The organism is Variovorax humicola (assembly GCF_037889915.1).
GTDB classification, from domain to species: domain Bacteria; phylum Pseudomonadota; class Gammaproteobacteria; order Burkholderiales; family Burkholderiaceae_C; genus Variovorax; species Variovorax humicola.
In genome coordinates, this window is record NZ_JBBKZV010000022.1 from 14,487 (window position 1) to 35,813 (window position 21,327).

Annotated in this window: 20 protein-coding genes and 1 pseudogene; 8 read left to right on the forward strand and 13 right to left on the reverse strand. The window is 66.7% G+C overall.

What is annotated here, in order from left to right; all coding sequences use genetic code 11:
• Positions 1–2 precede the first annotated feature (2 nt).
• From WKW80_RS25830 to WKW80_RS25855, 6 genes are all read left to right on the forward strand, one after another.
• A complete protein-coding gene (locus WKW80_RS25830) occupies positions 3–884 on the forward strand; it encodes a LysR substrate-binding domain-containing protein (protein WP_340366434.1) in 882 nt (293 codons plus the stop codon).
• 124 nt (positions 885–1,008) lie between these two features.
• On the forward strand, positions 1,009–2,670 hold the full coding sequence (locus WKW80_RS25835) for an L-lactate permease (protein WP_340366435.1): 1,662 nt from the start codon (positions 1,009–1,011) through the stop codon (positions 2,668–2,670).
• Between the two features lie 10 nt (positions 2,671–2,680).
• Positions 2,681–4,186 (forward strand): FAD-linked oxidase C-terminal domain-containing protein, encoded by a 1,506-nt coding sequence (locus WKW80_RS25840; protein WP_340366436.1) that lies wholly within the window; start codon positions 2,681–2,683, stop codon positions 4,184–4,186.
• On the forward strand, positions 4,186–5,298 hold the full coding sequence (gene glcE / locus WKW80_RS25845) for a glycolate oxidase subunit GlcE (protein ID WP_340366437.1): 1,113 nt from the start codon (positions 4,186–4,188) through the stop codon (positions 5,296–5,298). The genes WKW80_RS25840 and glcE overlap by 1 nt, the downstream gene beginning before the upstream one ends.
• Positions 5,299–5,304: 6 nt before the next feature.
• Positions 5,305–6,546: a glycolate oxidase subunit GlcF gene (glcF, locus tag WKW80_RS25850; protein ID WP_340366438.1), complete on the forward strand. Its 1,242-nt coding sequence runs from the start codon at positions 5,305–5,307 to the stop codon at positions 6,544–6,546.
• 90 nt (positions 6,547–6,636) lie between these two features.
• Positions 6,637–7,035 carry a carboxypeptidase regulatory-like domain-containing protein gene (locus WKW80_RS25855; protein WP_340366439.1) on the forward strand — a complete coding sequence of 133 codons (399 nt, stop codon included), beginning with the start codon at positions 6,637–6,639 and terminating at the stop codon, positions 7,033–7,035.
• Between the two features lie 265 nt (positions 7,036–7,300).
• Here WKW80_RS25855 and WKW80_RS25860 read toward each other — a convergent pair.
• From WKW80_RS25860 to lplT, 3 genes and pseudogenes are all read right to left on the reverse strand, one after another.
• Positions 7,301–8,206: pseudogene (locus WKW80_RS25860) on the reverse strand (haloalkane dehalogenase); the annotation flags it as partial.
• 39 nt (positions 8,207–8,245) lie between these two features.
• A complete protein-coding gene (locus WKW80_RS25865) occupies positions 8,246–8,734 on the reverse strand; it encodes a glutathione peroxidase (protein ID WP_340366440.1) in 489 nt (162 codons plus the stop codon).
• Between the two features lie 205 nt (positions 8,735–8,939).
• On the reverse strand, positions 8,940–10,244 hold the full coding sequence (gene lplT, locus WKW80_RS25870; RefSeq protein ID WP_340366442.1) for a lysophospholipid transporter LplT: 1,305 nt from the start codon (positions 10,242–10,244) through the stop codon (positions 8,940–8,942).
• A 195-nt stretch (positions 10,245–10,439) separates the two neighbouring features.
• Here lplT and alr point away from each other — a divergent pair, with 195 nt between their 5' ends.
• Together alr and WKW80_RS25880 are read left to right on the forward strand one after the other, a co-directional pair.
• Positions 10,440–11,531, forward strand: coding sequence for an alanine racemase (gene alr / locus WKW80_RS25875; RefSeq protein ID WP_340366443.1), 1,092 nt, complete (start codon positions 10,440–10,442; stop codon positions 11,529–11,531).
• Between the two features lie 19 nt (positions 11,532–11,550).
• Positions 11,551–12,273 carry a hypothetical protein gene (locus tag WKW80_RS25880; RefSeq protein ID WP_340366444.1) on the forward strand — a complete coding sequence of 241 codons (723 nt, stop codon included), beginning with the start codon at positions 11,551–11,553 and terminating at the stop codon, positions 12,271–12,273.
• Between the two features lie 159 nt (positions 12,274–12,432).
• Here WKW80_RS25880 and WKW80_RS25885 read toward each other — a convergent pair whose 3' ends face one another.
• The 10 genes from WKW80_RS25885 to WKW80_RS25930 form a co-directional block, all read right to left on the reverse strand.
• The gene (locus tag WKW80_RS25885; RefSeq protein ID WP_340366445.1) at positions 12,433–13,410 is read right to left on the reverse strand and encodes a 2-dehydropantoate 2-reductase; all 978 of its coding nucleotides are present in this window, start codon (positions 13,408–13,410) and stop codon (positions 12,433–12,435) included.
• A 164-nt stretch (positions 13,411–13,574) separates the two neighbouring features.
• A complete protein-coding gene (locus WKW80_RS25890) occupies positions 13,575–14,354 on the reverse strand; it encodes a class II aldolase/adducin family protein (RefSeq protein ID WP_340366446.1) in 780 nt (259 codons plus the stop codon).
• Positions 14,355–14,381: 27 nt separating this feature from the next.
• Complete coding sequence (locus WKW80_RS25895; RefSeq protein ID WP_340366447.1) at positions 14,382–15,191, reverse strand: aldolase/citrate lyase family protein; 810 nt, start codon at positions 15,189–15,191, stop codon at positions 14,382–14,384.
• Positions 15,192–15,206: 15 nt separating this feature from the next.
• Positions 15,207–16,010, reverse strand: coding sequence for a 2-oxo-hept-4-ene-1,7-dioate hydratase (gene hpaH / locus WKW80_RS25900; RefSeq protein WP_340366448.1), 804 nt, complete (start codon positions 16,008–16,010; stop codon positions 15,207–15,209).
• 5 nt (positions 16,011–16,015) lie between these two features.
• Positions 16,016–16,420, reverse strand: a complete 405-nt coding sequence (locus WKW80_RS25905; RefSeq protein WP_340366449.1) for a 5-carboxymethyl-2-hydroxymuconate Delta-isomerase — start codon at positions 16,418–16,420, stop codon at positions 16,016–16,018.
• Between the two features lie 9 nt (positions 16,421–16,429).
• Positions 16,430–17,305 carry a 3,4-dihydroxyphenylacetate 2,3-dioxygenase gene (gene hpaD / locus WKW80_RS25910; protein ID WP_340366450.1) on the reverse strand — a complete coding sequence of 292 codons (876 nt, stop codon included), beginning with the start codon at positions 17,303–17,305 and terminating at the stop codon, positions 16,430–16,432.
• A gap of 84 nt (positions 17,306–17,389) precedes the next feature.
• Entirely contained in the window at positions 17,390–18,853 is a 1,464-nt protein-coding gene (gene hpaE, locus WKW80_RS25915) for a 5-carboxymethyl-2-hydroxymuconate semialdehyde dehydrogenase (protein WP_340366451.1), read from the reverse strand.
• A 14-nt stretch (positions 18,854–18,867) separates the two neighbouring features.
• Positions 18,868–19,851 carry a Bug family tripartite tricarboxylate transporter substrate binding protein gene (locus WKW80_RS25920; protein WP_340366452.1) on the reverse strand — a complete coding sequence of 328 codons (984 nt, stop codon included), beginning with the start codon at positions 19,849–19,851 and terminating at the stop codon, positions 18,868–18,870.
• Between the two features lie 68 nt (positions 19,852–19,919).
• The gene (locus WKW80_RS25925; protein ID WP_340366453.1) at positions 19,920–20,690 is read right to left on the reverse strand and encodes a fumarylacetoacetate hydrolase family protein; all 771 of its coding nucleotides are present in this window, start codon (positions 20,688–20,690) and stop codon (positions 19,920–19,922) included.
• Positions 20,687–21,319: a fumarylacetoacetate hydrolase family protein gene (locus tag WKW80_RS25930; RefSeq protein WP_340366454.1), complete on the reverse strand. Its 633-nt coding sequence runs from the start codon at positions 21,317–21,319 to the stop codon at positions 20,687–20,689. Before WKW80_RS25930 ends, WKW80_RS25925 begins: the two co-directional genes overlap by 4 nt.
• Between the last annotated feature and the right edge of the window lie 8 nt (positions 21,320–21,327).

Here is a 21,327-nt window from a genome sequence, read left to right on the forward strand (position 1 = left end):
CCATGTCCCTCCAGCACATCCCGCCGATCCAGTGCCTGCTGACCTTCGAGGCCGTGGCGCGGTTGCGGCACGCGGGCCGCGCGGCCGACGAACTCTGCGTGACCGCCAGCGCGGTCAGCCACCGCATCCGGCAACTCGAATCGCACGTGGGTTTCAAGCTGTTCGGCCGCAGCGACTTCAACCTCACCTCCGACGGTGCCGCCTACCTGGCCAACGTGCGCACCGGGCTCGCCGCCCTGCAGGCCGTGCCGGGCAGCAAGGCGGAGCAGCGCAGGACGCGCCTGCGCGTGGCGGTCACGCCCACGTTCAGCCGCCAGTTCCTGATGCCGCGGCTCGAACTGTTCCGCAACCTCTATCCCGATGTCGACCTGGTAATGCAGGTGTCGATCCCGTTGCTCGACGTGACCGCGGAGGAGGCCGACCTGGAAGTGCGCTACGGCACGGGCGCCTACGCCGACTGCGAGCACCGCCTGCTGATGGAAGAGCAGGTGGTGCCTGCCTGCAGCCACAGCTATCTCAACGAGTTCGGCCCCTTCGACGGATTCCGCACGCGCGCGGAGATCGCCGGTGCGCGCCTGATCCGCAGTCCGCTGGAACCCTGGAGCACCTGGTTCACCAACTGTGGCGTCGACAATCCGGAGCCGAACGTCGGTTCGCAGTTCAACGACCTGGGCCTGTTCTACGACGCGGCCGCGAGTGGCTTCGGCGTGGCGCTGGTGCGGTTGAAACTGGGCGCGGCGTGGCTCGAATCGGGGAGGCTGGTGCCGCTGTCGGACCAGCCGGTGCCATCGCCGCACCGGCACTACATCTGCTGGCAGCCCGGCGCGCTGGAGCGGTGGCAGTGCGCGGCCTTCGTCGACTGGATGGTGCGCACGCTGCGCTGACCGGATCCGGGCCGCGCCGGATCGGGGTCCGCAAAATTTCCTCAAGTGCCGGGCAAAAAACGATCAACCCGCGATGGGGCGCCCTTGCCTAGAGTCACGGACACAACATCCGGAGACACAACGCATGACCTGGCAGCAGATCTACGACCCGTTCGGCAACATGATCATTTCCACCGCGCTCGCCGCGATTCCAGTGGTGGTGATGCTCGCATGCCTCGGCTTCTTCCACATCAAGGCGCACATCGCGGCCGGACTGGGGCTGCTCGCGGCGCTGGCGGTCGCAGTGTTCGCCTATGGCATGCCGGCCGACATGGCCGGGCGCGCAGCCCTGTTCGGCGGCTTCACGGGCTTGCTGCCGATCGGGTGGATCGTGCTCAACATCATCTTCCTGCAGCAACTGGCCGAGCAGAACGGCAGCTTCAAGGTGCTGCAGGATTCGCTCTCGGGCATCACCGAGGACCGGCGCATCCAATTGCTGCTGATCTCGTTCTGCTTCGGCGCGTTCTTCGAAGGCGCGGCCGGATTCGGCACGCCGGTGGCGGTGACGGCAGGCATCCTGATCGGGCTCGGCTTCTCGCCGCTGGCCGCCTCGGGCCTGAGCCTGATCGCCAATACCGCGCCGGTGGCCTTTGGTGCGCTGGGCACGCCGGTCATCACGCTGGCCAAGGTGCACGGCTACGACCTGATGGAAGTCACCGCGATGATCGGCCGGCAACTGCCGTTCTTCTCGCTGCTGGTGCCGTTCTGGCTGATCTGGGCCTTTGCCGGCCGCAAGGCGATGATGGAAATCTGGCCCGCGATCCTGGTGACGGGCGTGTCGTTCGCGCTGCCGCAATACCTGGTCTCCAACTTCATCGGGCCGGAACTGGTGGACATCATCGCGGCCATCGTCTCGATGGTGAGCCTGGTGCTGTTCCTGCGTGTCTGGCAGCCCAGGAAAATCTGGCATTCGCCCTCGCTGCGCGGCAAGGATGTGAGCGCGCACGAAGCCAAGCCGCCGGCGCAGATCGTGGTCCACAGCCGCGAGGCGCTGGTCCGTGCCTGGACGCCGTGGCTGATCCTGTCGGTATTCGTCTTCGTGTGGGGCTTGCCGCAGGTCAAGGCCGCCCTCAACGGCATCTTCGCGCCCTCGTTCCCGATGGGCGGCCTGCACAACCTGGTCGAGAAGATGCCACCGGTGGTCACTGCGCCCACCAAGGAAGGCGCCGTGTACGTGCTGAGCCTGCTGTCGGCCACCGGCACCGGCATCCTGTTCTCGGCGGTCGTGAGCGCGCTGTTCATGAAATACAGCCCGGTCGAGATCGTGCGCACCTTCTTCCGCACCTTGTGGCTTCTGCGCTACTCGCTCGTCACCATCGTGCTGATGCTCGCGCTCGGCACGCTCACGCGCTATTCGGGCACCGACACCACGCTCGGCCTGGCCTTCGCCAACACGGGCGTGCTCTATCCCTTCTTCGGCACGCTGATGGGCTGGCTCGGCGTCGCGATGACCGGCTCCGACACCGCATCGAACGTCCTCTTCGGCGGCATGCAGAAGGTGGCGGCCGAACAGCTTGGCCTGTCGCCCAACCTCATGGGCGCGGCCAACAGTTCCGGCGGCGTCATGGGCAAGATGATCGACGCGCAATCGATCGTGGTGGCTTCCACCGCGACGCGGTGGTTCAATCACGAAGGCGACATCCTGCGCTACGTGTTCTTCCACTCGATCGCGCTGGCTGCGCTGGTCGGCCTGTATGTGACGATGCAGGCCTATGTGTGGCCATTCACGTTGATGGTCGTCCATTGAGAATGCTCCCATGAATGCCCCCGCGACGCCCACGCAGCAAGAACTGCTGTCGAAGACAGAACGCCAGGCGCAGGTCGTGCAGGCGTTGAAGGCCCATCTGCCCGCGCATGCGCTGATCTGGCAAGCCGAAGACACCACGCCCTACGAATGCGACGGGCTCACCGCCTATCGCGCGCGGCCGCTGGTCGTGGCCTTGCCCGAAACCGCGGCGCAGGTGCAGGCCGTGCTCAAGGCCTGCCACGCGCTTTCCGTGCCCGTGGTCGCGCGCGGCGCCGGCACCGGACTTTCGGGCGGCGCGATGCCCGACGCGATGGGCGTGACCCTGTCGCTGGCCAAGTTCAACAACATCCTCGAAATCGATCCGGTCGCGCGCACGGCCAGCGTGCAGTGCGGCGTGCGCAACCTGGCGATCAGCGAGGCGGCCGCGCCCTATGGCCTCTACTACGCGCCCGACCCATCGAGCCAGATCGCCTGCACCATCGGCGGCAATGTGGCGGAGAACTCGGGCGGCGTCCATTGCCTCAAGTACGGCCTGACCTTGCATAACGTGCTGCGCGTGCGCGGCTTCATGGCCGATGGCGAACCGGTCGAATTCGGCAGTGCGGCGCTCGACGCTGCCGGGCTCGACCTGCTGGCACTGGTGGTCGGCAGCGAAGGCATGCTCGCCGTGACGACGGAAGTGCTGGTCAAGCTGGTGCCCAAGCCGCAACTCGCGCGCTGCATCATGGCCAGCTTCGACGACGTGCGCAAAGCCGGCGATGCGGTGGCCGCCGTGATCGCCGCGGGCATCATCCCGGCCGGGCTGGAAATGATGGACAAGCCGATGACCGCCGCGGTCGAAGACTTCGTGCGTGCGGGCTATGACCTCACGGCCGCGGCCATCCTGCTGTGCGAATCGGACGGCACGCCCGAAGAGGTCGAGGAAGAAATCGGCCGCATGAGCGAGGTGCTGCGTCGCTGCGGCGCGACCGCCATCGCGGTGAGCGAGAACGAGGAAGAGCGCCTCAAGTTCTGGAGCGGCCGCAAGAATGCCTTCCCCGCGTCGGGCCGCATCAGCCCCGACTACATGTGCCTGGACTCGACCATTCCGCGCAAGCGCCTGGCCGACATCCTGCTGGCCATCCAGGAGATGGAGAAGAAATACAAGCTGCGCTGCTGCAACGTGTTCCATGCGGGCGACGGCAACCTGCATCCGCTGGTGCTGTTCGATGCCAACGACCCCGACGAACTGCATCGCTGCGAGCTGTTCGGCGCCGACATCCTGGAGACCAGCGTCGCGATGGGAGGCACCGTGTCGGGCGAGCACGGCGTGGGCGTGGAGAAGCTCAACAGCATGTGCGTGCAGTTCACGGCCGAGGAGAACGAGCAGATGTTCGGCGTGAAGCGCGCCTTCGATCCGTCCGGCATGCTGAACCCCGGCAAGGTGATCCCGACGCTGCAGCGCTGCGCCGAATACGGCAAGCAGGTGTTCCGTGCGGGCAAGGCGCAGCCCTTCTCGGACTTGCCGCGTTTCTGATGACTGCCATGGACTCCACTTTGCAAGCGATGGTCGAGCGCGTGCGCGCCGCGGCTGCGAACGCGACCCCGCTGCGCATCCGCGGTGGCGGCACCAAGGACTTCTACGGCGAGGCCATCGATGGCGAGGCGCTCGATACCGCATCGCTCGCCGGGGTCGTGAGCTACGAACCGACCGAACTGGTCGTCACCGTGCGCACCGGCCTGCCGTTGGCGGAACTCGAGGCGCTGTTGAGCGCCGAAGGCCAGTGCCTCGCCTTCGAGCCGCCGCGCTTTGCGGCGAACGGCACCGTCGGCGGCATGGTCGCGGCGGGGCTGAGCGGGCCTTCGCGTGCCAGTGTCGGCTCGGTGCGCGACCATGTGCTCGGTGCGGAGTTGCTCAACGGCAAGGCCGAGCTGCTGCGCTTCGGCGGCACTGTCATGAAGAACGTGGCGGGCTATGACGTTTCGCGCGTGCTGGCCGGTTCACTGGGCACGCTCGGCCTCATCACCGAAGTCAGCCTCAAGGTTCTGCCGATCGCACCCGCGCAAGCCACGCTGCGCTTCGATTGCAGCCAGGCCGATGCACTGCGCCTGCTGAACGCCTGGGGCGGCCAGCCGCTTCCACTCAATGCCAGTTGCTGGGTCGAAGACGCCGGACAGCCGGTGTTGTACCTCCGGCTGCGCGGCGCGGTGGCTGCGGTCGAGTCGGCATGCAAGCACCTCGGCGGCGTGCGGCTGGACAACGCGCAGGTCGCCGCCGATTGGGATGCCTGCCGCGACCAGACCTTGCCGTGGTTCGCGGACATTGCACCCACGCAGGACCTGTGGCGCGTCTCGGTTCCGCAGACCGCAACGGCGCTGTCCATCGACGGCGAGCCGCCGTTGATCGAATGGCATGGCGCACAGCGCTGGTACCGTGCCGAGTCGGAGCAGGGCGCCGCGATCCGTGCGGCGGCGAAGGCCGTGGGAGGCCATGCAACGCTCTTCAAGACGCGCGACGCGACGCGGCTTCGAGGCGACGCACGATTCGACGCGCTGTCACCCGCCCTGGCGCGCGTCCAGCGCAACCTGATGCACGAGTTCGATCCGCATCGCATCTTCAACCGTGGCCGCCTGGCCAGCGAAGCCTGACCCGCCATGCAAACAGAACTCGCCCCCGAATTCCAGAACACCCCCGATGGCCGCGAAGCCGAAGCCATCCTGCGCAAGTGCGTGCACTGCGGCTTCTGTACCGCGACCTGCCCGACCTACCAATTGCTCGGCGACGAACTCGACGGCCCGCGCGGACGCATCTACCTGATCAAGCAGGTGCTCGAAGGCAAGGCGCCAACGCGCAGTACGCAGATGCACCTGGACCGATGCCTCACCTGCCGCAACTGCGAAAGCACTTGCCCGAGCGGCGTGCAGTATGGCCACCTTGTCGACATCGGCCGCAAGATCGTCGATGAGAAAGTGCCGCGTCCGGCGATGGAATCGGCCACCCGCTGGCTGCTGAAGGAGACGCTTCCGTCGCCCGTGTTCGGCCCGGCCATGAAACTCGGGCAGAGCGTGCGCGGCCTGCTGCCCGAAAAGCTCAAGGCCAAGGTGCCGGCAAAGCAGGAGGCCGGCAAGTGGCCGACGCGCACGCACCCGCGCAAGGTGCTGATGCTCGCCGGCTGCGTGCAGCCGTCGATGATGCCCAACATCAACAGCGCGACCGCGCGCGTGCTCGACGCGGCCGGCATAGAAACCGTCATCGCGAAGGAGGCGGGCTGCTGCGGTGCCGTCAAGTTCCACCTCAACGACCATGAAGGCGGCAAGGCGCAGATGCGCGCCAACATCGACGCGTGGTGGCCGCAGGTCGACAGCGGCGCCGTCGAGGCGATCGTCATGAACGCATCGGGCTGTGGCGTGACGGTGCGCGAATACGGCCACATGCTGAAAGACGATGCAGCCTATGCGGCCAAGGCCGCGCGCATCAGTGCGCTGACCCGGGACCTCAGCGAGCTGCTGCCGGACCTGGTGAATTCGCTCAAGCCGCGCGTGAAGGCGCCGGCCGGCGTCGTCGCCTACCACCCGCCCTGCACACTGCAGCACGGCCAAAAGCTGCGCGGCGGCGTCGAGGTGAACCTGCGGGCGCTCGGTTTCGACGTGCAGGTCGCGCGCAATGAATCGCACCTTTGTTGCGGCTCGGCCGGCACCTATTCCGTGTTGCAGCCCGAACTGGCCTATCCGCTGCGCGACCGCAAGCTGGGCCACCTGAACCAGCTGCAACCGACCACCATCGTGTCGGCCAACATCGGCTGCATCACGCACCTGCAAAGCGGCAGCGAAACGCCGGTGCGGCATTGGGTGGAACTGCTCGACGCGGCGCTTGTGCCGTCCGCCACATCGGCTTGATCGCACACGGATTGCAGGACGGGTCCGACCCAGCCTGAACGTGCTGCGCCGCATCATGAACTCATCCTGACATTCAGGAAGGAGTTCGATATGGTTTCCCCAGCTTCCCTTCAGTACTTGCGCAGCGGCATCGTGGCTGGCGCATGCGCCATGGCGGCATGCGGCGCCTGGGCGCAATCCGATTCACCCGCACACGTGTGCGGCGGCATCGGGTCGGATGAGTCGGTGGCGATGCGTGCTCAGATGAAGGACCACCCGCTGTCCTTGCTGTTCGCACGGCCCGACGGCGCCTACCTGGCCGATGTCGACGTCACGATCCAGGACGCGACGACCGCCGCCCCGGCCCTGGTGTTCCGCGCACGCGGCCCCGTGTGCCTGGTGGATTTGCCCACCGGGTCCTACATGGTGCAGGCGACTAGCGGCGGCGTGACGAAGAACCAGGCGGTGACGATCGCCAGCGGGCCGAAGACGGTGGACTTCCGCTTCTAGCAAGCGCCCATCGGGAGCCGAAAACAGGCTCTCAGAGTGCTCCACGACGCAGGGCGTCTTCCGCAACGCAAGCAACCAGGACGAGCACGGCGAAGTCTGTTCGTGGGCGCCCGCGTAACCGGCTTTGCCGGGCCACCGAGTGCGCCCCCTGGAGGGTGAGCCGCCGCAGGCGCTTCGGGGGTGCTTCACTCCCCCCGCGGAACCGGCTCTGCCGGGCCGCCGGGTACGCCCCCGCGAGGGGGGCGCCGCAGGGCTTCAGGGCATTTCATCTAAATGTTTCGACGGCAGCGTGCGCGGCGTGCTCGCCATGCTCCTGCACGAAGTGCCCGCCTTTTTCGATCACCAGGGGTTCCGGGCAGTTGCGGATGAGTTTCTGCATCGCCTGCATCGCAGGCACCCCCATCACCGGGTCGAGCGCGCCGACAGCCATGACCGTGCGGCCCTGCCATTGCGAGCCGAAGAATGCGCGGGCTTCGCGCGACACGGCTGCGCCATCGGAATCGACGAACTCCGGCACCATCGGCGGAAAGGCACGCAATGCCGCGCGATAAGTGGCATCCGGAAACGGCGCGTTGTACGCCGCGCATTCGCCAGCGCTCATCTGCGGATTGCCGCGCCCGAAGAGTCGGCCCACATCGAACCCCGGATTCTTCGCGCACATCTCGCGCCACGCCAGGAAGCCGGCGCCGAGCGGTGCGTCGCCCGTGCCAAAAGCCGTGTTCATGACGAGCAGGTCACGGTAACGCGCAGGCGCTGCCATCGGCAAGGTCAGGCCGAGCAGGCCGCCCCAGTCCTGTACTACCAGCACGATGTTGTTCAGGTCCAGCTTTTCGACGAATTCGAGCAGCACCTGCCGATGCCAGGTGAAGCTGTGGGCGCTGTCGTCCTTCGGCTTGTCGCTCTTGCCGAAGCCGATCAGGTCCGGCGCCACCACGCGATGCCCGGCCGCCAGGAAGATCGGGATCATCTTGCGATAGAGGTAGCTCCAGGACGGGTTGCCGTGCAGGCACAGCCAAGTCTGTGCCGCGTCGCGTGGCCCTTCGTCGAGGTAGTGCAGTCGCAGGCCCGCGAGAGATGGCAGATCCGACATGTAGTGCGGCGCCCACGGATAGCCGGGCAAGTCGGCGAAGCGTTCTTCCGGCGTGCGCACGGCGTCTGTCCTGAGGGGCGATGCTGTCATCCAGTCTCCTCGCTTTGTTGCGCGATTCTTTCAGGCGCTCTTCAAGGCTTTTTCGATATCGCGCGTCATCGAGGCCGGCGTGTCGAGCGGCGCATAGCGCTTGAGCACCTTGCCGTCGCGCCCGACCAGGAACTTGGTGAAATTCCACTTGATCGCGGTCATCCCGAGCAGCCCCGGCTTTTCCTTGGTGAGCCACTGGTAGAGCGGCGCTGCGTTGCTGCCGTTGACGTCGATCTTTTCCATCATCGGAAAGCTCACGCCGTAGTTCTTGGTGCAGAAGGCGCCGATCTCCTCGTTGGTGCCCGGGTCTTGCGCGCCGAACTGGTTCGACGGAAAACCCAGGATCGTGAGGCCTTCGCCGGAATACTTTTCGTGCAGCGCCTCGAGCCCCTCGAACTGCGGCGTGAAGCCACATTTGCTCGCCGTGTTGACGATCAGCAAGACCTTGCCGCGAAAGTTCTTGAGCGCGATCGGCTTGCCGTCGATGCTGGTGGCCTTGAAGTCATAAATACTCGCCATCGCCATTCCTTGCAGTGGGTAAAGGCAAACATCCTAGTCCGGCCCGCCAAGCATGTCAGTCACAGGCATTCCACCCGCCCAACGCCCCGGCGTGTTCGTGAAACACCGCGGAACCGGCTTTGCCGGGCCGCAGGTGTTGCCCCCGGCAGGGGGTGGGAGGAGCGCACGAAGTGCGCGGAGCCTGGGGGCGAGCCAGTGATTCGAGTCAGTGATGCTTGTCGCTGCGCGCAATCTGCAGCAGATGCTCGATTTCCTCGGGGTACTTCTTGCAGTTGTAGTCGTACCAGCGCTGGATGATCCACATGACGCCGGCGACCAGGCCGCCGAAGGCCCCGATGGCCGTGTACACCGACAGGCCCGCGCCGGTGCAGGCGCTGTAGAACACGCCGAGCACCAGGATGCAGGCCTGCTCGTTGAAGTTCTGCACGGCGATGGAACGGCCCGCGCCCATCAGGTTATGGCCGCGGTGCTGCAGCAGCGCGTTCATCGGCACCACCAGAAAGCCCCCCAGCCCGCCCAGCAACACCAGGAACGGCACCGCCACCCACAGGTTGGTGATGAAGTTCAGCGAGATCACCAGCAGGCCCATGCCGATACCCATCGGGATCACCCGCGTGGCCATGTCCAGCCGCATGCGCATCGATGCCACCACCGCGCCGACGGCGGTGCCCACCACCACCACCCCGGTGAGCGCGGTGGCCTGCGCCGTGCTGTAGCCCAATGCCAGCGTGCCCCATGCCAGCACGATGTACTTGAGGCTGCCGCTGGCGCCCCAGAACAGCGTGGTGGTTGCCAGCGAAATCTGTCCGAGCCGATCGCGCCAGAGCCGCGAATTGCAATGCCAGAAATCAGGCAGCAGCGCCACCAGGTTGCCGAAGAAACTCTTGCGCGGATTGGACCGCAGTGGCCGCATCTCGACCCCGGTGTGCGGAATGCGCGTGTTGAACCAGGCGGCGATCAGGTACACGAAGATCAGCACGCTGATGGCGGCTTCGGGCGCGGACTCGATCCCGGTGTTGATGAACGGCATGTCGAACTGCAGCAGGAAGTGCGACACCGCGTGGCCGACCAGTTGCCCGCCGAGCAGGATGCCCAGGATGATCGACGCGATGGTGAGCCCCTCGATCCAGCCGTTGGCCTTGACCAGTTGCGAGGCCGGCAGCAGTTCGGTGAGGATGCCGTACTTGGCCGGCGAGTAGGCCGCGGCGCCCAACCCCACGATCGCGTAGGACACCAGCGGATGCGAGCCGAACAGCATCATCATGCAGCCCAGCACCTTGATCGCGTTGCTGATGAACATGACCTTGCCCTTGGGCAAGGCGTCGGAAAAGGCGCCCAGCAGCGGCGCCAGCACCACATAGAAAATGGCAAAGATCGGGACCAGCGCGGCGCGTTGCCATTCGGCGGCGCCAGTGCTTCTCAACAGTTCGATGGCGGCGACGAAAAGCGCATTGTCGGCCACGGACGAGAAGAACTGGGCCGACATGATGGTGTAAAAACCGCGCTTCATCGATGGGCATGCTGGCCAGTGGAAAAAGGGCCGCTGGCAATAGTGGGGAAAGGTCTCCGCCGCCGGGGCGGACAGGCGGTTATAGCATGGGGTCCAATGCCAGAATCAGGGGAGGTTCCCACGGGTTCACCCGCGCTCAGACCGTGCTGTTTTGCGCGCCGGTGCCTCCGCCATTCTCCACGTCCACGCCATCCGATGCCGCGCCCCATCCTCGCCACGATCCATGCCGACGCCTTGCGTCACAACCTGAATCGCGCGCGCCGCGCCGCGCTCGACTCGCGCGTGTGGGCCGTCGTCAAGGCCAACGCCTACGGACACGGCATCGAGCGTGTCTACGAAGGCCTGCGCGGCGCCGACGGATTTGCACTGCTCGACCTGGGCGAAGCCGAACGTGTGCGCGCACTAGGCTGGCGCGGTCCGGTGTTGCTGCTGGAAGGCGTATTCGACGCGCGCGACCTCGAACTCTGTTCGCGCCTCGACCTTTGGCACACGGTGCATTGCGACGAGCAGATCGACATGCTCGCGGCGCACAAGACGCAGCAACCGCAGCGCGTGTTCCTCAAGATGAACTCGGGCATGAACCGGCTCGGCTTCACCCCCGAACGCTACCGCGCCGCGTGGACGCGCCTGAACGCGCTGCCCCAGGTCGACGAGATCTCGCTGGTCACGCATTTCAGCGACGCCGACGGCCCACGCGGCATCGAAGCGCAGGTGAAAGCATTCCGCCGCGCGACCGAAGACCTGCCCGGCGAGCGCTCCATCGCCAACAGTGCCGCATTGTTGAGACACTCCGAGGACACGCGCGCCGACTGGGTGCGCCCCGGCATCCTGCTGTACGGCAGCGCGCCCGACTTTCCCGATCACGATGCGGCGCACTGGCAGTTGCAACCGACCATGACCTTGGCCACGCGGCTCATCGGCATCCAGGAACTGGCGCCGGGCGCATTGGTGGGCTACGGCTCCAGCTTTGCCGCCGAGCAGCCGATGCGCATCGGCGTCGCCGCGGTCGGCTATGCGGACGGCTACCCGCGCCATGCGCACACGGGCGCGCCGGTGCTGGTGAACGGCGTGCGCACGCGCATGGTCGGGCGGGTGAGCATGGACATGATCACGGTCGACCTGACGCCCGTGCCGGACGCGGCGTTCGGCAGCGAGGTCGTGCTGTGGGGCCGCTCGGCCGTCAACGGCACCGTGTTGCCCATCGACGACGTAGCACGCGCTGCCGGTACGGTCGGTTACGAACTCATGTGCGCGCTGGCCCTGCGGGTGCCTACGATCGTTGCATGACGGCCTTGTTCGCCAGCGCATGAAAGTCCTCTCCAACTGGCGCTCCGTCAGGCTTTGGGAAAGCGTCTACGAACGCGATCTCCGTCGCCGCCACAGCCTGCGCGCCTACGGCATCGCGATCGGCATCGTCACGCTGCTGTTGATGTGGGGCGTTGCGGAATTGGTACGGCACCTCGGCACGCATTCGCTGGCGGTGCGCTACGCCTTCACGCTGGGCGTCGGCTACGTCGCGTACCTGCTGATCCTGCGCTGGTGGGCGCAGCGCCTGGTGGACGACCGCACCGTCCTGAACGTCGACCTGCCGGACGCCGGCACCGGTCTCGACACCGACACCAGCTATGCCTCGCTGGCGCGCGCCGACGGCACCGGGCTCGGCGACCTGCCGGGCGGCTCGCTCGACTTCGCAACCGCCGACGACGGCACCCTCATCGTGGTGCCGGTCATAGCGATCTTCCTGATCGGCATCGCGGTGGTGCTGGGTGCCGGCTGGCTCGTGATGCTGTTCTTCAGCTCCGACGTGCTGCTGGCCGTCACGCTCGAAGTCGCTTTTTCCTACGTGGCCGCGCGCGCCACCTTGCGCCTCGCGCGCGCCGGTTGGCTGTCGGCCGCGGTGAAGCTGACCTGGAAGCCGCTGCTCGGCGCGGTGGTCTGCGCCATCGTGCTGGGCGCGGCGATCGACGTTTTCCTGCCGGCCGCGACGACGCTGCCGCAGGCGGTGCGCATCATGCTCGGGGGGAAATAGAGCACCCCCGAAGCGCCTGCGGCGCTTCCCCCTCAAGGGGGCGCACCCGGCGGCCCGGCAAAGCCGGTTCCGCAGGTGCCCACGAACAGACATCGCCGTGCTCGTCCTGGTCTCGTGGGTCGCCGGTCGCAGAAGCGTCCTGGTGCACTGATGTGAGGTTCAGTACAAGCCGAGTTGACGCGCCTGCAGCCGCGACAGGCCCAGCAGCGCATCGGTGAATGGCGTCGGGACTTTCGTCAACTGGCCCAATTCGCGCACCGCGCTCACCAGCGCATCGAGTTCGACCGCGCGGCCGGCTTCCACGTCCTGCAGCATCGATGTCTTGAAGGCGCCGAGCCGCCGCGTAACGACGTGGCGGTCTTCCGGCGTATCGGCGATCGGGATGCCGATGTGCGCGCCGATCGCCTTGGCCTCCAGCATCACGGCCGAGATGAAGCCGAGCACCAGATCATCGCCAAGGATCAGGTCGGTGGTTGCGCGGGTCAGGGCGCTGATCGGATTCACCGTCATGTTGCCCCACAGCTTGAACCACACGTCCTTCTGGATCTGCGACGACAGCTTGGCGTCGATGCCGGCGCGGGTCAGCAAGTCCAGCAGCGCGCGGGCGCGCGGCGTGGCCTCGCCCGACGGCTCGCCGATGATGAGCCCGTTGCCGAAGTGATGCCGCACCACGCCCGGCGCATCGACCGAGCAACTGCAATGCACCACGCCGCCGATCACATGCCGCTCGGGTATCGCGGCGGCGATGGCGCCGTCCGGGTCGACCGCCGCGAGCCGCGTGCCGGCCAGCGCGCCGCCGAAGCCGCCTTGCAGGAACCACCATGGCACGCCGTTCATCGCGACCAGCACGATGGTGTCGGGCCCCAGCAGCGGCGCGATGTGCGTGGCCACGCCGGCCAGCGAAGGTGCCTTCACCGCCACGACGACGAGGTCCTGCTCGCCCAGATCGGCCGGGTCGGCGACGGCGTTCACTGGTACGCGCGTGCGCACGTCGCCGCGCATCAGCGACAGGCCGTCGCGCTGCAATGCTTCGAGCGTCGCGCCGCGCGCCACCACGTTGATGCGCTCGCCGGCCTGCGACAGCGCCGCGCCGATCCAGCCGCCGATGGCGCCGGCACCGTAGATGCAGATCTTCATGTCAGTGCTCCATCACGCTATCGCGTGATCCGCGACGCATGAACCCAGGACGAGCACAGCGAAGTCTGTTCGTGGGCACCCGCGGAACCGGCTTTGCCGGGCCGCCGGGTGCGCCCCCTCGAGGCCCCTCGAGGGGGAGGCGCCGCAGGCGCTTCGGGGGTGTTTCATTTCCTGTAGCTGTCGTCGATGCGATCGACCTGCCGCACCAGCGCGTCGAACATGTCGCGGCCGGCGCCGTGGTCGGGGTTGAACTGCAGCGCGTCGCGCGTGCAGCGGCGCGCAATATCTTCGCTCACCGGAATGGCCGCGCCCATGGAGAACGTCGCCATCTGTATTTCACAGGCGCGCTGCAAGGTCCAGAGAATCGCGAAGGTCTGCGGCAGGGTCCGGCCCCAGGCCAGCAAGCCATGGTTGCGCAGGATCACGGCCGGGCGGTTGCCGATGCTCTTGAGCAGTCGCGGCCCTTCGTCGGCATGGATCGTGATGCCCTCGAAGTCGTGGTACGCGACCATGTCGTACAGCTGCGCGGTGTAGAAGTTGGTCTGCTGCAAGCCGCCTTGCAGGCAGGCGACCGCCACCCCGGCGGTGGTGTGCGTGTGCATCACGCAGTGCGCCTCGGGCATGTGGTCGTGGATGGTCGCGTGCACGGTGAAGCCGGCCGGGTTGACCGGGTACGTGCCGCCGCAGAGCACCTTGCCCTGCAGGTCGATCTTCAGCAGGTTGCTCGCCGTGACTTCGGTGTAGTGCAGGCCGAAGGGATTGATGAGGAACTGCTTCTCGCCTCCCGTCACGCTCTCGGGCAGGCGCACCGTGATGTGGTTGTAGATCATCTCGGTCCAGCCCAGCATCGCGAAGACGCGGTAGCAGGCGGCCAGTTGCAAGCGCGCGGCGCGCTCGTCGGGATGCATCAACGAGGCATCCGGTGCGTCGAGACGGGTGTTCATGGTCAGTCCTCCAGCGCCCTGCGCGAGTCAGTAGGTCTTGCTGGCCGGCGCCGAGGTGACGCCGGCCTTGAAGCGTGCCGCCAATGCGGTGGTGTGCCGCACCAGCAGGTTGGTGTCGAGCCCGACGGCGACGAAGGTCGCGCCGAGTTCCAGGTAGCGCTTCGAAAGCGCTTCGTCCGGCGTCAGGATGCCGGCTGCCTTGCCTGCGCGAATGATGCGCCGGATCGCGTCCTCGATGGCCGCCTGAACCTCCGGATGGCCCGCGTTGCCCAGATGCCCGAGCGAAGCCGACAGGTCGGCCGGTCCGATGAAGACGCCGTCCACGCCATCGATTGCCGCGATGGCATCGAGGTTGTCGAGCGCCTCGCGCGACTCGGCCTGCACCAGCAGGCAGACCCGGTCGTTCGCCTCTTTCGCATAGTTGCCATAGCGGCCCCATTGCGAGGCCCGTGCGCCACCCATGCCGCGGATGCCGTGCGGCGGGTAGCGCATCGCGCGAACGATGGCGCTGGCCTGCGCGGGCGTGTCGACCATCGGCACCAGGAGTGTCTGCAAACCGAGGTCGAGGTATTGCTTGATCATCGCGGTGCCTGCGTCCCCGTGGCCGAGCGGCACGCGCGCGATGGCATGGGCGCCCGGATAGGCCGCGATGGCCTGCGCCTGCTGCAGGATGCTCTGCAGGCCGTTGGGCGAATGCTCGCCGTCGATCAACAGCCAGTCGAAGCCGGCGCCCGCGCAGATCTCCGCGCTGTAGCCATCGGCGAGTCCGAGCCACAGGCCGATCTGCGCGCGCTTCTCGATCAGGGCTTGCTTGAATGGGTTGAGAGGTGTCTGCATGAAAAAGTCCTTCCTTCAGGCGAATCTGAATGAAATGGAGCCGAGCGGCCCGTAGTCGGCATGGAATGTATCGCCCGGTGCGCCGGTCGTGGGCCGCGTGAACGAGCCCCCCAGCACTACCTCGCCGGCTTGCAGGCTTTCGCCCCAGGGCGCCAGCTTGTTGGCCAGCCAGGCGACGCCGGCCGCCGGATGGTTGAGCACGGCGGCGGCCACGCCCGATTCCTCGATCACGCCGTTCTTGAACAGCAGCGCGCTCACCCAGCGCAGGTCGACCGCATCCGGCTTGACCGGCCGGCCGCCGGTCACGATGCCGGCGTTGGCCGCGTTGTCGGCGATGGTGTCGAACACCTTGCGCATCTGCCGGGTGTGGCGGTCGAACTGCTCGATGCGCGCGTCGATGATCTCGATGGCCGGCACCACGTAGTCGGTCGCGGCAAGCACGTCGAAGATCGTGACGTTGGGGCCTTCGAGCTTCCTGCCGAGCACGAACGCGAGCTCGACCTCGATGCGCGGCGCGATGAAGCGCGTGAACGGGATGTCGCCGCCCTGCTCGAAGAACATGTCGTCGAGCAGCGTGCCGTAGTCGGGCTCGGTGATCTGGCTGGCCTGCTGCATTGCGCGCGAGGTCAGGCCGATCTTGTGGCCTTTCACCGTGCGCCCTTCCGCCAGCTTGGTCTTCATCCATTCGCGCGAGATGGCGTAACCGTCCTCGACGGTCATCTGCGGGAAGCGCTTCGAGAAATGCTCGACCTGCACGCGCGACTTTTCGCTCTGGTGCAGTTCGTGCGCGAGTTGCCGGATCACGTTGTCGTCGAGCATGGGCGCTACTTGTTGAACAGGGGATGCAGGTTGCTGTGCTTGCCGTCGTAGACCTGGCCGGCGCCTTCGTCGATCTGCAGCGTGATTCCGAGATGGCGCTTGGAGAAGATCGGATCGAAGTGCGACTTGACACTGGCCAGCAGCGCATCGCCGGTGGCCTTCTTCACCGCGCCGGTCCGGCCGCCAGCCATGCGCAGGTTCAAGTACACGAAGGCATAGTCGTCGCGCCCGTCGGCCACGGCATAGTGCGCGGCCGGGTAGGCCAGCACGCGCGTTCCGCCGGTCGGAAACACTTGCTTGCCGGCCTCGTCGCGCTGCGCGAGCATGGTGTCGGCCAGCGTGCGGCACAGCGCCGGCATGTCGGTCTGCGCTTCGATGTTCGGTGTGTAGAGGATGACGAGGTGCGGCATGGGGACTCCTCAGGCAATGGCATCGGCAGGCAGCGGCGTGACCGGAAAGACGGCGTTGATCTGGCCCGTGCCGGAACTGCCGAAGTACGGGGTGACGATGTCCACCGGCGCCTCGTAGCGGTCCCAGCCCAGCAGGCCCAGCAGCATCGCGGTGTCGTGCATGTCGCCTTCGCCCCAGCACTTGTCGGCATACATCGGCAGCATGCCGATGAAGGTCTTCCAGTCGCCGGCCTTCCACAGCTCGACCACGCGACGGTCGACCTGCTCGAGGAAGGGATCGTAAACCTTGTGCATGAACTCGGGCGCGCGGCCGTTGTCTGCGAAGTGGTGCGACAGCGATCCGCTCGCGAACACGGCCACGGTGCCGTCGTAGCGCTCCTCGATCGCGCGGCGCACCGCCAGGCCGAAGCGGCCCGACTCGCGCAGGTCGTGCCAGTCGCACCAGCCGCTGATGCTGATCACCTTGTAGTGTTGGTCGGCGTTCATGTAGCGCATGGGCACGAGCGTGCCGTATTCGAGTCCCAGCGTGGTGTCGCTGTGGGCGCGGCTCTTCACGCCCATCTCGTTGGCCATGTCGCCGATCAGGTGGCCCAGCACCGGGTTGCCCGGATAGGCATAGGGCATGTTCTTGATGAAGTGCGGCAGCTCATTGCTGGTGTAGGTGCCGCTGAACGCCGGGCCGCAGTTGATGTGGTATTCGCTGTTGACCTGCCAGTGCACGTCGAACACCACGATGGTGTCCACGCCGAGCGCGCGGCAGCGGCGGTCGATTTCCTTGTGGCCGTTGATCGCGGCATCGCGGCAGCCGAAGTTCGGGCCGGGGAATTCCGACAGGTACATCGACGGCACGTGCGTGATCTTGGCGGCGAGTGCTAGCCTACCCATGAACGTTCTCCCGGTTTCGCGGCTCTTCCCTCGAGGGGAGGATCGGGGTGGAGGGCGCCCGGTGCGCCTCGAAGCGGAACGACTTCATGCCGTTCCCCAGTGGGGAATGTGGTGCGAGCCCATCGACACGGCGACGTTCTTCGGCTCGCAGAACACCTCGTAGCTCCAGGTGCCGCCTTCGCGCCCCGTGCCCGAGGCCTTGGTGCCACCGAAGGGCTGGCGCAGGTCGCGCACGTTCTGGCTGTTGACGAAGCACATGCCGGCCTCGACCGCGGCCGCCACGCGGTGCGCGCGACCGATGTTCTCGGTCCAGACATAGCTGCTGAGGCCGTAGGGAATGTCGTTGGCCAGGCGGATCGCATCGGCCTCGTCGTCGAACGGAATCAGGCAAGCGACGGGTCCGAAGATTTCGTCCTGCGCGATCTTCATGCGGTTGTCGACATCGGCGAAGACGGTGGGCAGCACGTAGTTGCCCTTTCGCACGCGTTCCGGAAGGTCGGGCGCGCCTAGGCCGCCGCACAGCAGCGTCGCGCCTTCCTTCGGACCCAGCTCGATGTAGCTGCGCACCTTGGCCAGGTGTGCCTGCGAAATCATCGGGCCGACGATGGTTTTCTCGTCGAGCGGATCGCCGACGACGATGCGCTTGGCGCGCGCTGCGAACTTCGCCGCAAAGTCCGCATAGATCGAGCGCTGCACCAGGATGCGCGAGCCGGCCGTGCAGCGTTCGCCGTTGTTGCTGAAGATCATGAAGATCGCGGCATCGAGCGCGCGGTCGAGGTTCGCGTCGTCGAAGATCACGAAGGGGCTTTTGCCGCCGAGCTCCATGCTGAACTTCTTGAGGCCTGCGCTCTGCACGATGCGGTTGCCCGTGGCCGTCGATCCGGTGAACGAAATCGCGCGCACGTCGGCGTGTGAGACCAGCGGCTCGCCCGCCTCCTTGCCGTAGCCGTGCACGAGGTTCAGCACGCCGGCCGGAATGCCGGCTTCGAGCGCCAGTTCGCCGAGCCGCGCCGCCGTCAGCGGCGACAGCTCGCTCATCTTCAGCACCGCGGTGTTGCCGAACGCGAGGCAGGGCGCGACCTTCCACGTGGCTGTCATGAACGGCACGTTCCACGGCGAGATCAGCGCGCACACGCCGACCGGGTGGAATAGCGTGTAGTTCAGATGCGTTTCGGTCGGATAGGTGTGGCCATCGACGCGCGTGCACATCTCGGCGAAGTAGTAGAAGTTGTCGGCCGCGCGCGGCACGAGCTGCTTGCCGGTCTGCGCGATGACCTGTCCGCAATCGTTGGTCTCGGTCTGCGCGATGGCGGGCACGTGGGCCGCGATCAGGTCGCCGAGCTTGCGGATCAGCTTCGCGCGTTGCGGTGCCGGCATGCCGGCCCACTTCGGAAAGGCTTCCTTGGCTGCGGCCACGGCGGCGTTGACTTCGGCTTCGCCGCCCGAGGCCACCTCGGCCAGCACCTCCTGCGTGGCGGGGTTGACCGTTTCGAAGTAGTCCCTGCCCGTGACGGACTTGCCGCCGATGAGATGGTTGATCTGTTGCATGGAAAGAGTCCGGTTCAATCGAGTTTGATGTCGCGTGCCTTGATCAAGGCGTGCCATTTCTTGCGCTCCGCGTCGGTGTAGCGCGTCATTTCGGCGGCGTCGGCGGGGCGTGCTTCCCAGCCCGCGTCGTAGAGCTTCTGGCGCACGCCGGCATCGGCCATGGCCTTCTGCAGCTCGCTGCCCAGCTTGGCCTGCATTTCTTTCGGCGTGGCCGCGGGCGCGACGAGGCCCTGCCAGGTGTAGGCCTCGACGTTGGCGAAGCCGAGTTCCTTGGCGGTGGGGGTGTTGGGCAATTGCGGCACGCGCTCGGCCGACATGGCGAGCAGCGGCACCACCTTGCCGGCCTTGACGGCGCTCACGCCGCTGGGCAGATCGAGCATCATCAGCGTGACCTGGCCGCCCATCAGGTCCTGCAGCGCGGGCGCGCCGCCCTTGTAGGGTACGTGCAGCATCGACACGCCGGCCTCGCGCTGGAACAGTTCGAGCGCGAGGTGGTGCGGGCTGCCGGTGCCCGGCGTCGCGATGGTGTATTTGCCGGGCGACGCCTTGAGCGCGGCGATCAGCGCCTGGGCGTCGGCGATGCCGGCGTTGGGCGCGGCCGTGATGATGAGCGGCGAACGGCCCATCATGCCGATCAGCGCGAAGTCTTTCTCCGCGTCGTAGGGCAGCTTCTTGTAGAGCGCGGGGTTGTAGACCAGCACGCCGTTGTCGGCCGAGAACACCGTGTAGCCATCGCCGGCCGAACGCGCCACGTTTTCCGACGCGATGATCGCGCCCGCGCCGGGCCTGTTGTCGACCACCACGGGCTGGCTCCATTGCTGCGACACCTGTGCGCCCACGGTGCGTGCAAGAAAGTCGGTGCCGCCGCCGGCCGGATAGCCGACCACCCAGCGCACGGGCTTGGTGGGGTAGGCGGTCTCCGCGAGCGCGGTGGTCGATGCGGCCAGCAATGCCAATGCGGCCGCGGTGAACTGGATGAACTTCTTGCCGGTGATCATGTCGTGTCGTCTCCGCTGATGCGGTTGTGGGTAGGGCTGGAAAAAATGCGCCGCAAGGGCGCGCCGGCTCAGGCTGCCGCGATGGTGTTGACCAGCGCGCCGATGCCCTCGATCTCCGTCACGACCACGTCGCCCGGCTGGCAATCGACCACGCCGTCGGGCGTGCCCGTGAGGATCAGGTCGCCCGGCGACAGCGTCATGAAGCTGCTGAAATATTCGATGAGAAAGGGCGCGTCGAAGATCATGTCGCGCGTGTTGCCCGACTGCGTGACCTTGCCGTTGACCGTGGTCCGCAGCGCGAGCGCCATCGGGTCGGCCACGTCCTTCGCATCGACGAGCCAGGGGCCGATCGGCGTGCAGGTGTCGCGGTTCTTCACGCGCAGGTTGGGGCGGTACCAGTTCTCCAGGTAGTCGCGGATCGCGTAGTCGTTGGCGACCGTGTAGCCGCCGATGAAGTCGTAGGCGTCGTCGCGCCGCACCTTCTTGGCGGTGCGCCCCACGACGATCACGAGTTCGCATTCGTAGTGCATGAACTGCACGCCGCGCGGGCGCCGCGTGGCCTGGCGGTGGCCTGTCAGCGTGCCCTCGCCCTTGACGAAAACCAGCGGCTCTTCGGGCGCCTTGAATTCGAGTTCCTTCGCATGGTCGGCATAGTTGAGGCCGAGCGCGAGGATGGTGCGCGGGCGCGGTGTGGGTGCCAGCGGGGGCAGCCAGGTGAGCAGGTCCTGGAACACCACTCGGCCGTCGTCGAGTCGCACGGCCGCGTCGGGCAGTCCGCCGAATTCGTGGGCGGTGCCGGTGTGTTCGCGGCCCTCGTAGATGACGCGTGCGTGCTTCATGCCGCTTCCTGTCTCAGCGTGTTGCTCAATGTCTCGAAGCCCGGTGCGGAAATCTCGATGTGATGGCCCGCACGGGCCAGCGGTCGGCCGGCGTCGCAACCGAGCATCAGCACGTCGCCACGCGCGAGCGTCATGAACTCGGCGACATCGGCGAGCAATTGCTGCGCCGGGCGCACGAGGTGAGAGAAGTCGATTGATTGCCGAAGCTCGCCGTCGATGCGCACTTCGATGCGGAAGCTTGCGGGGTCGACCGCTTCCTGCGCATCGCGCAGCATCGGGCCGATGCCGAGGAAGCCGTCGACGCACTTGTACTTCACCGGTGGACGGAAGAAGCTGGCATGCGGAATCGACAGGTCGTTCATCAGCACGAAGCCCGCGACGCCTTCGTCGCCGATCACCATGCCGATGCTTGCGCCAACCTCCACTTCCGGCACCTGCGCGGGCACGGCGATGGCGCTGCCATGCGGGCTCCAGGTGTTCGCGGTCTTCACGTAAAGCACCGGTGCCTTCGCAGGCGCCTTGTAGGGCGGTTGCGTCATCTGCGGCGCGAGCGCCTCGACCTCGGCGCGGAAGTTGAGCAGCGTGCCGTACACGGTGCCGGTGGGAAGGTAGTGCGGCATGGTGCTCATTCAATAAC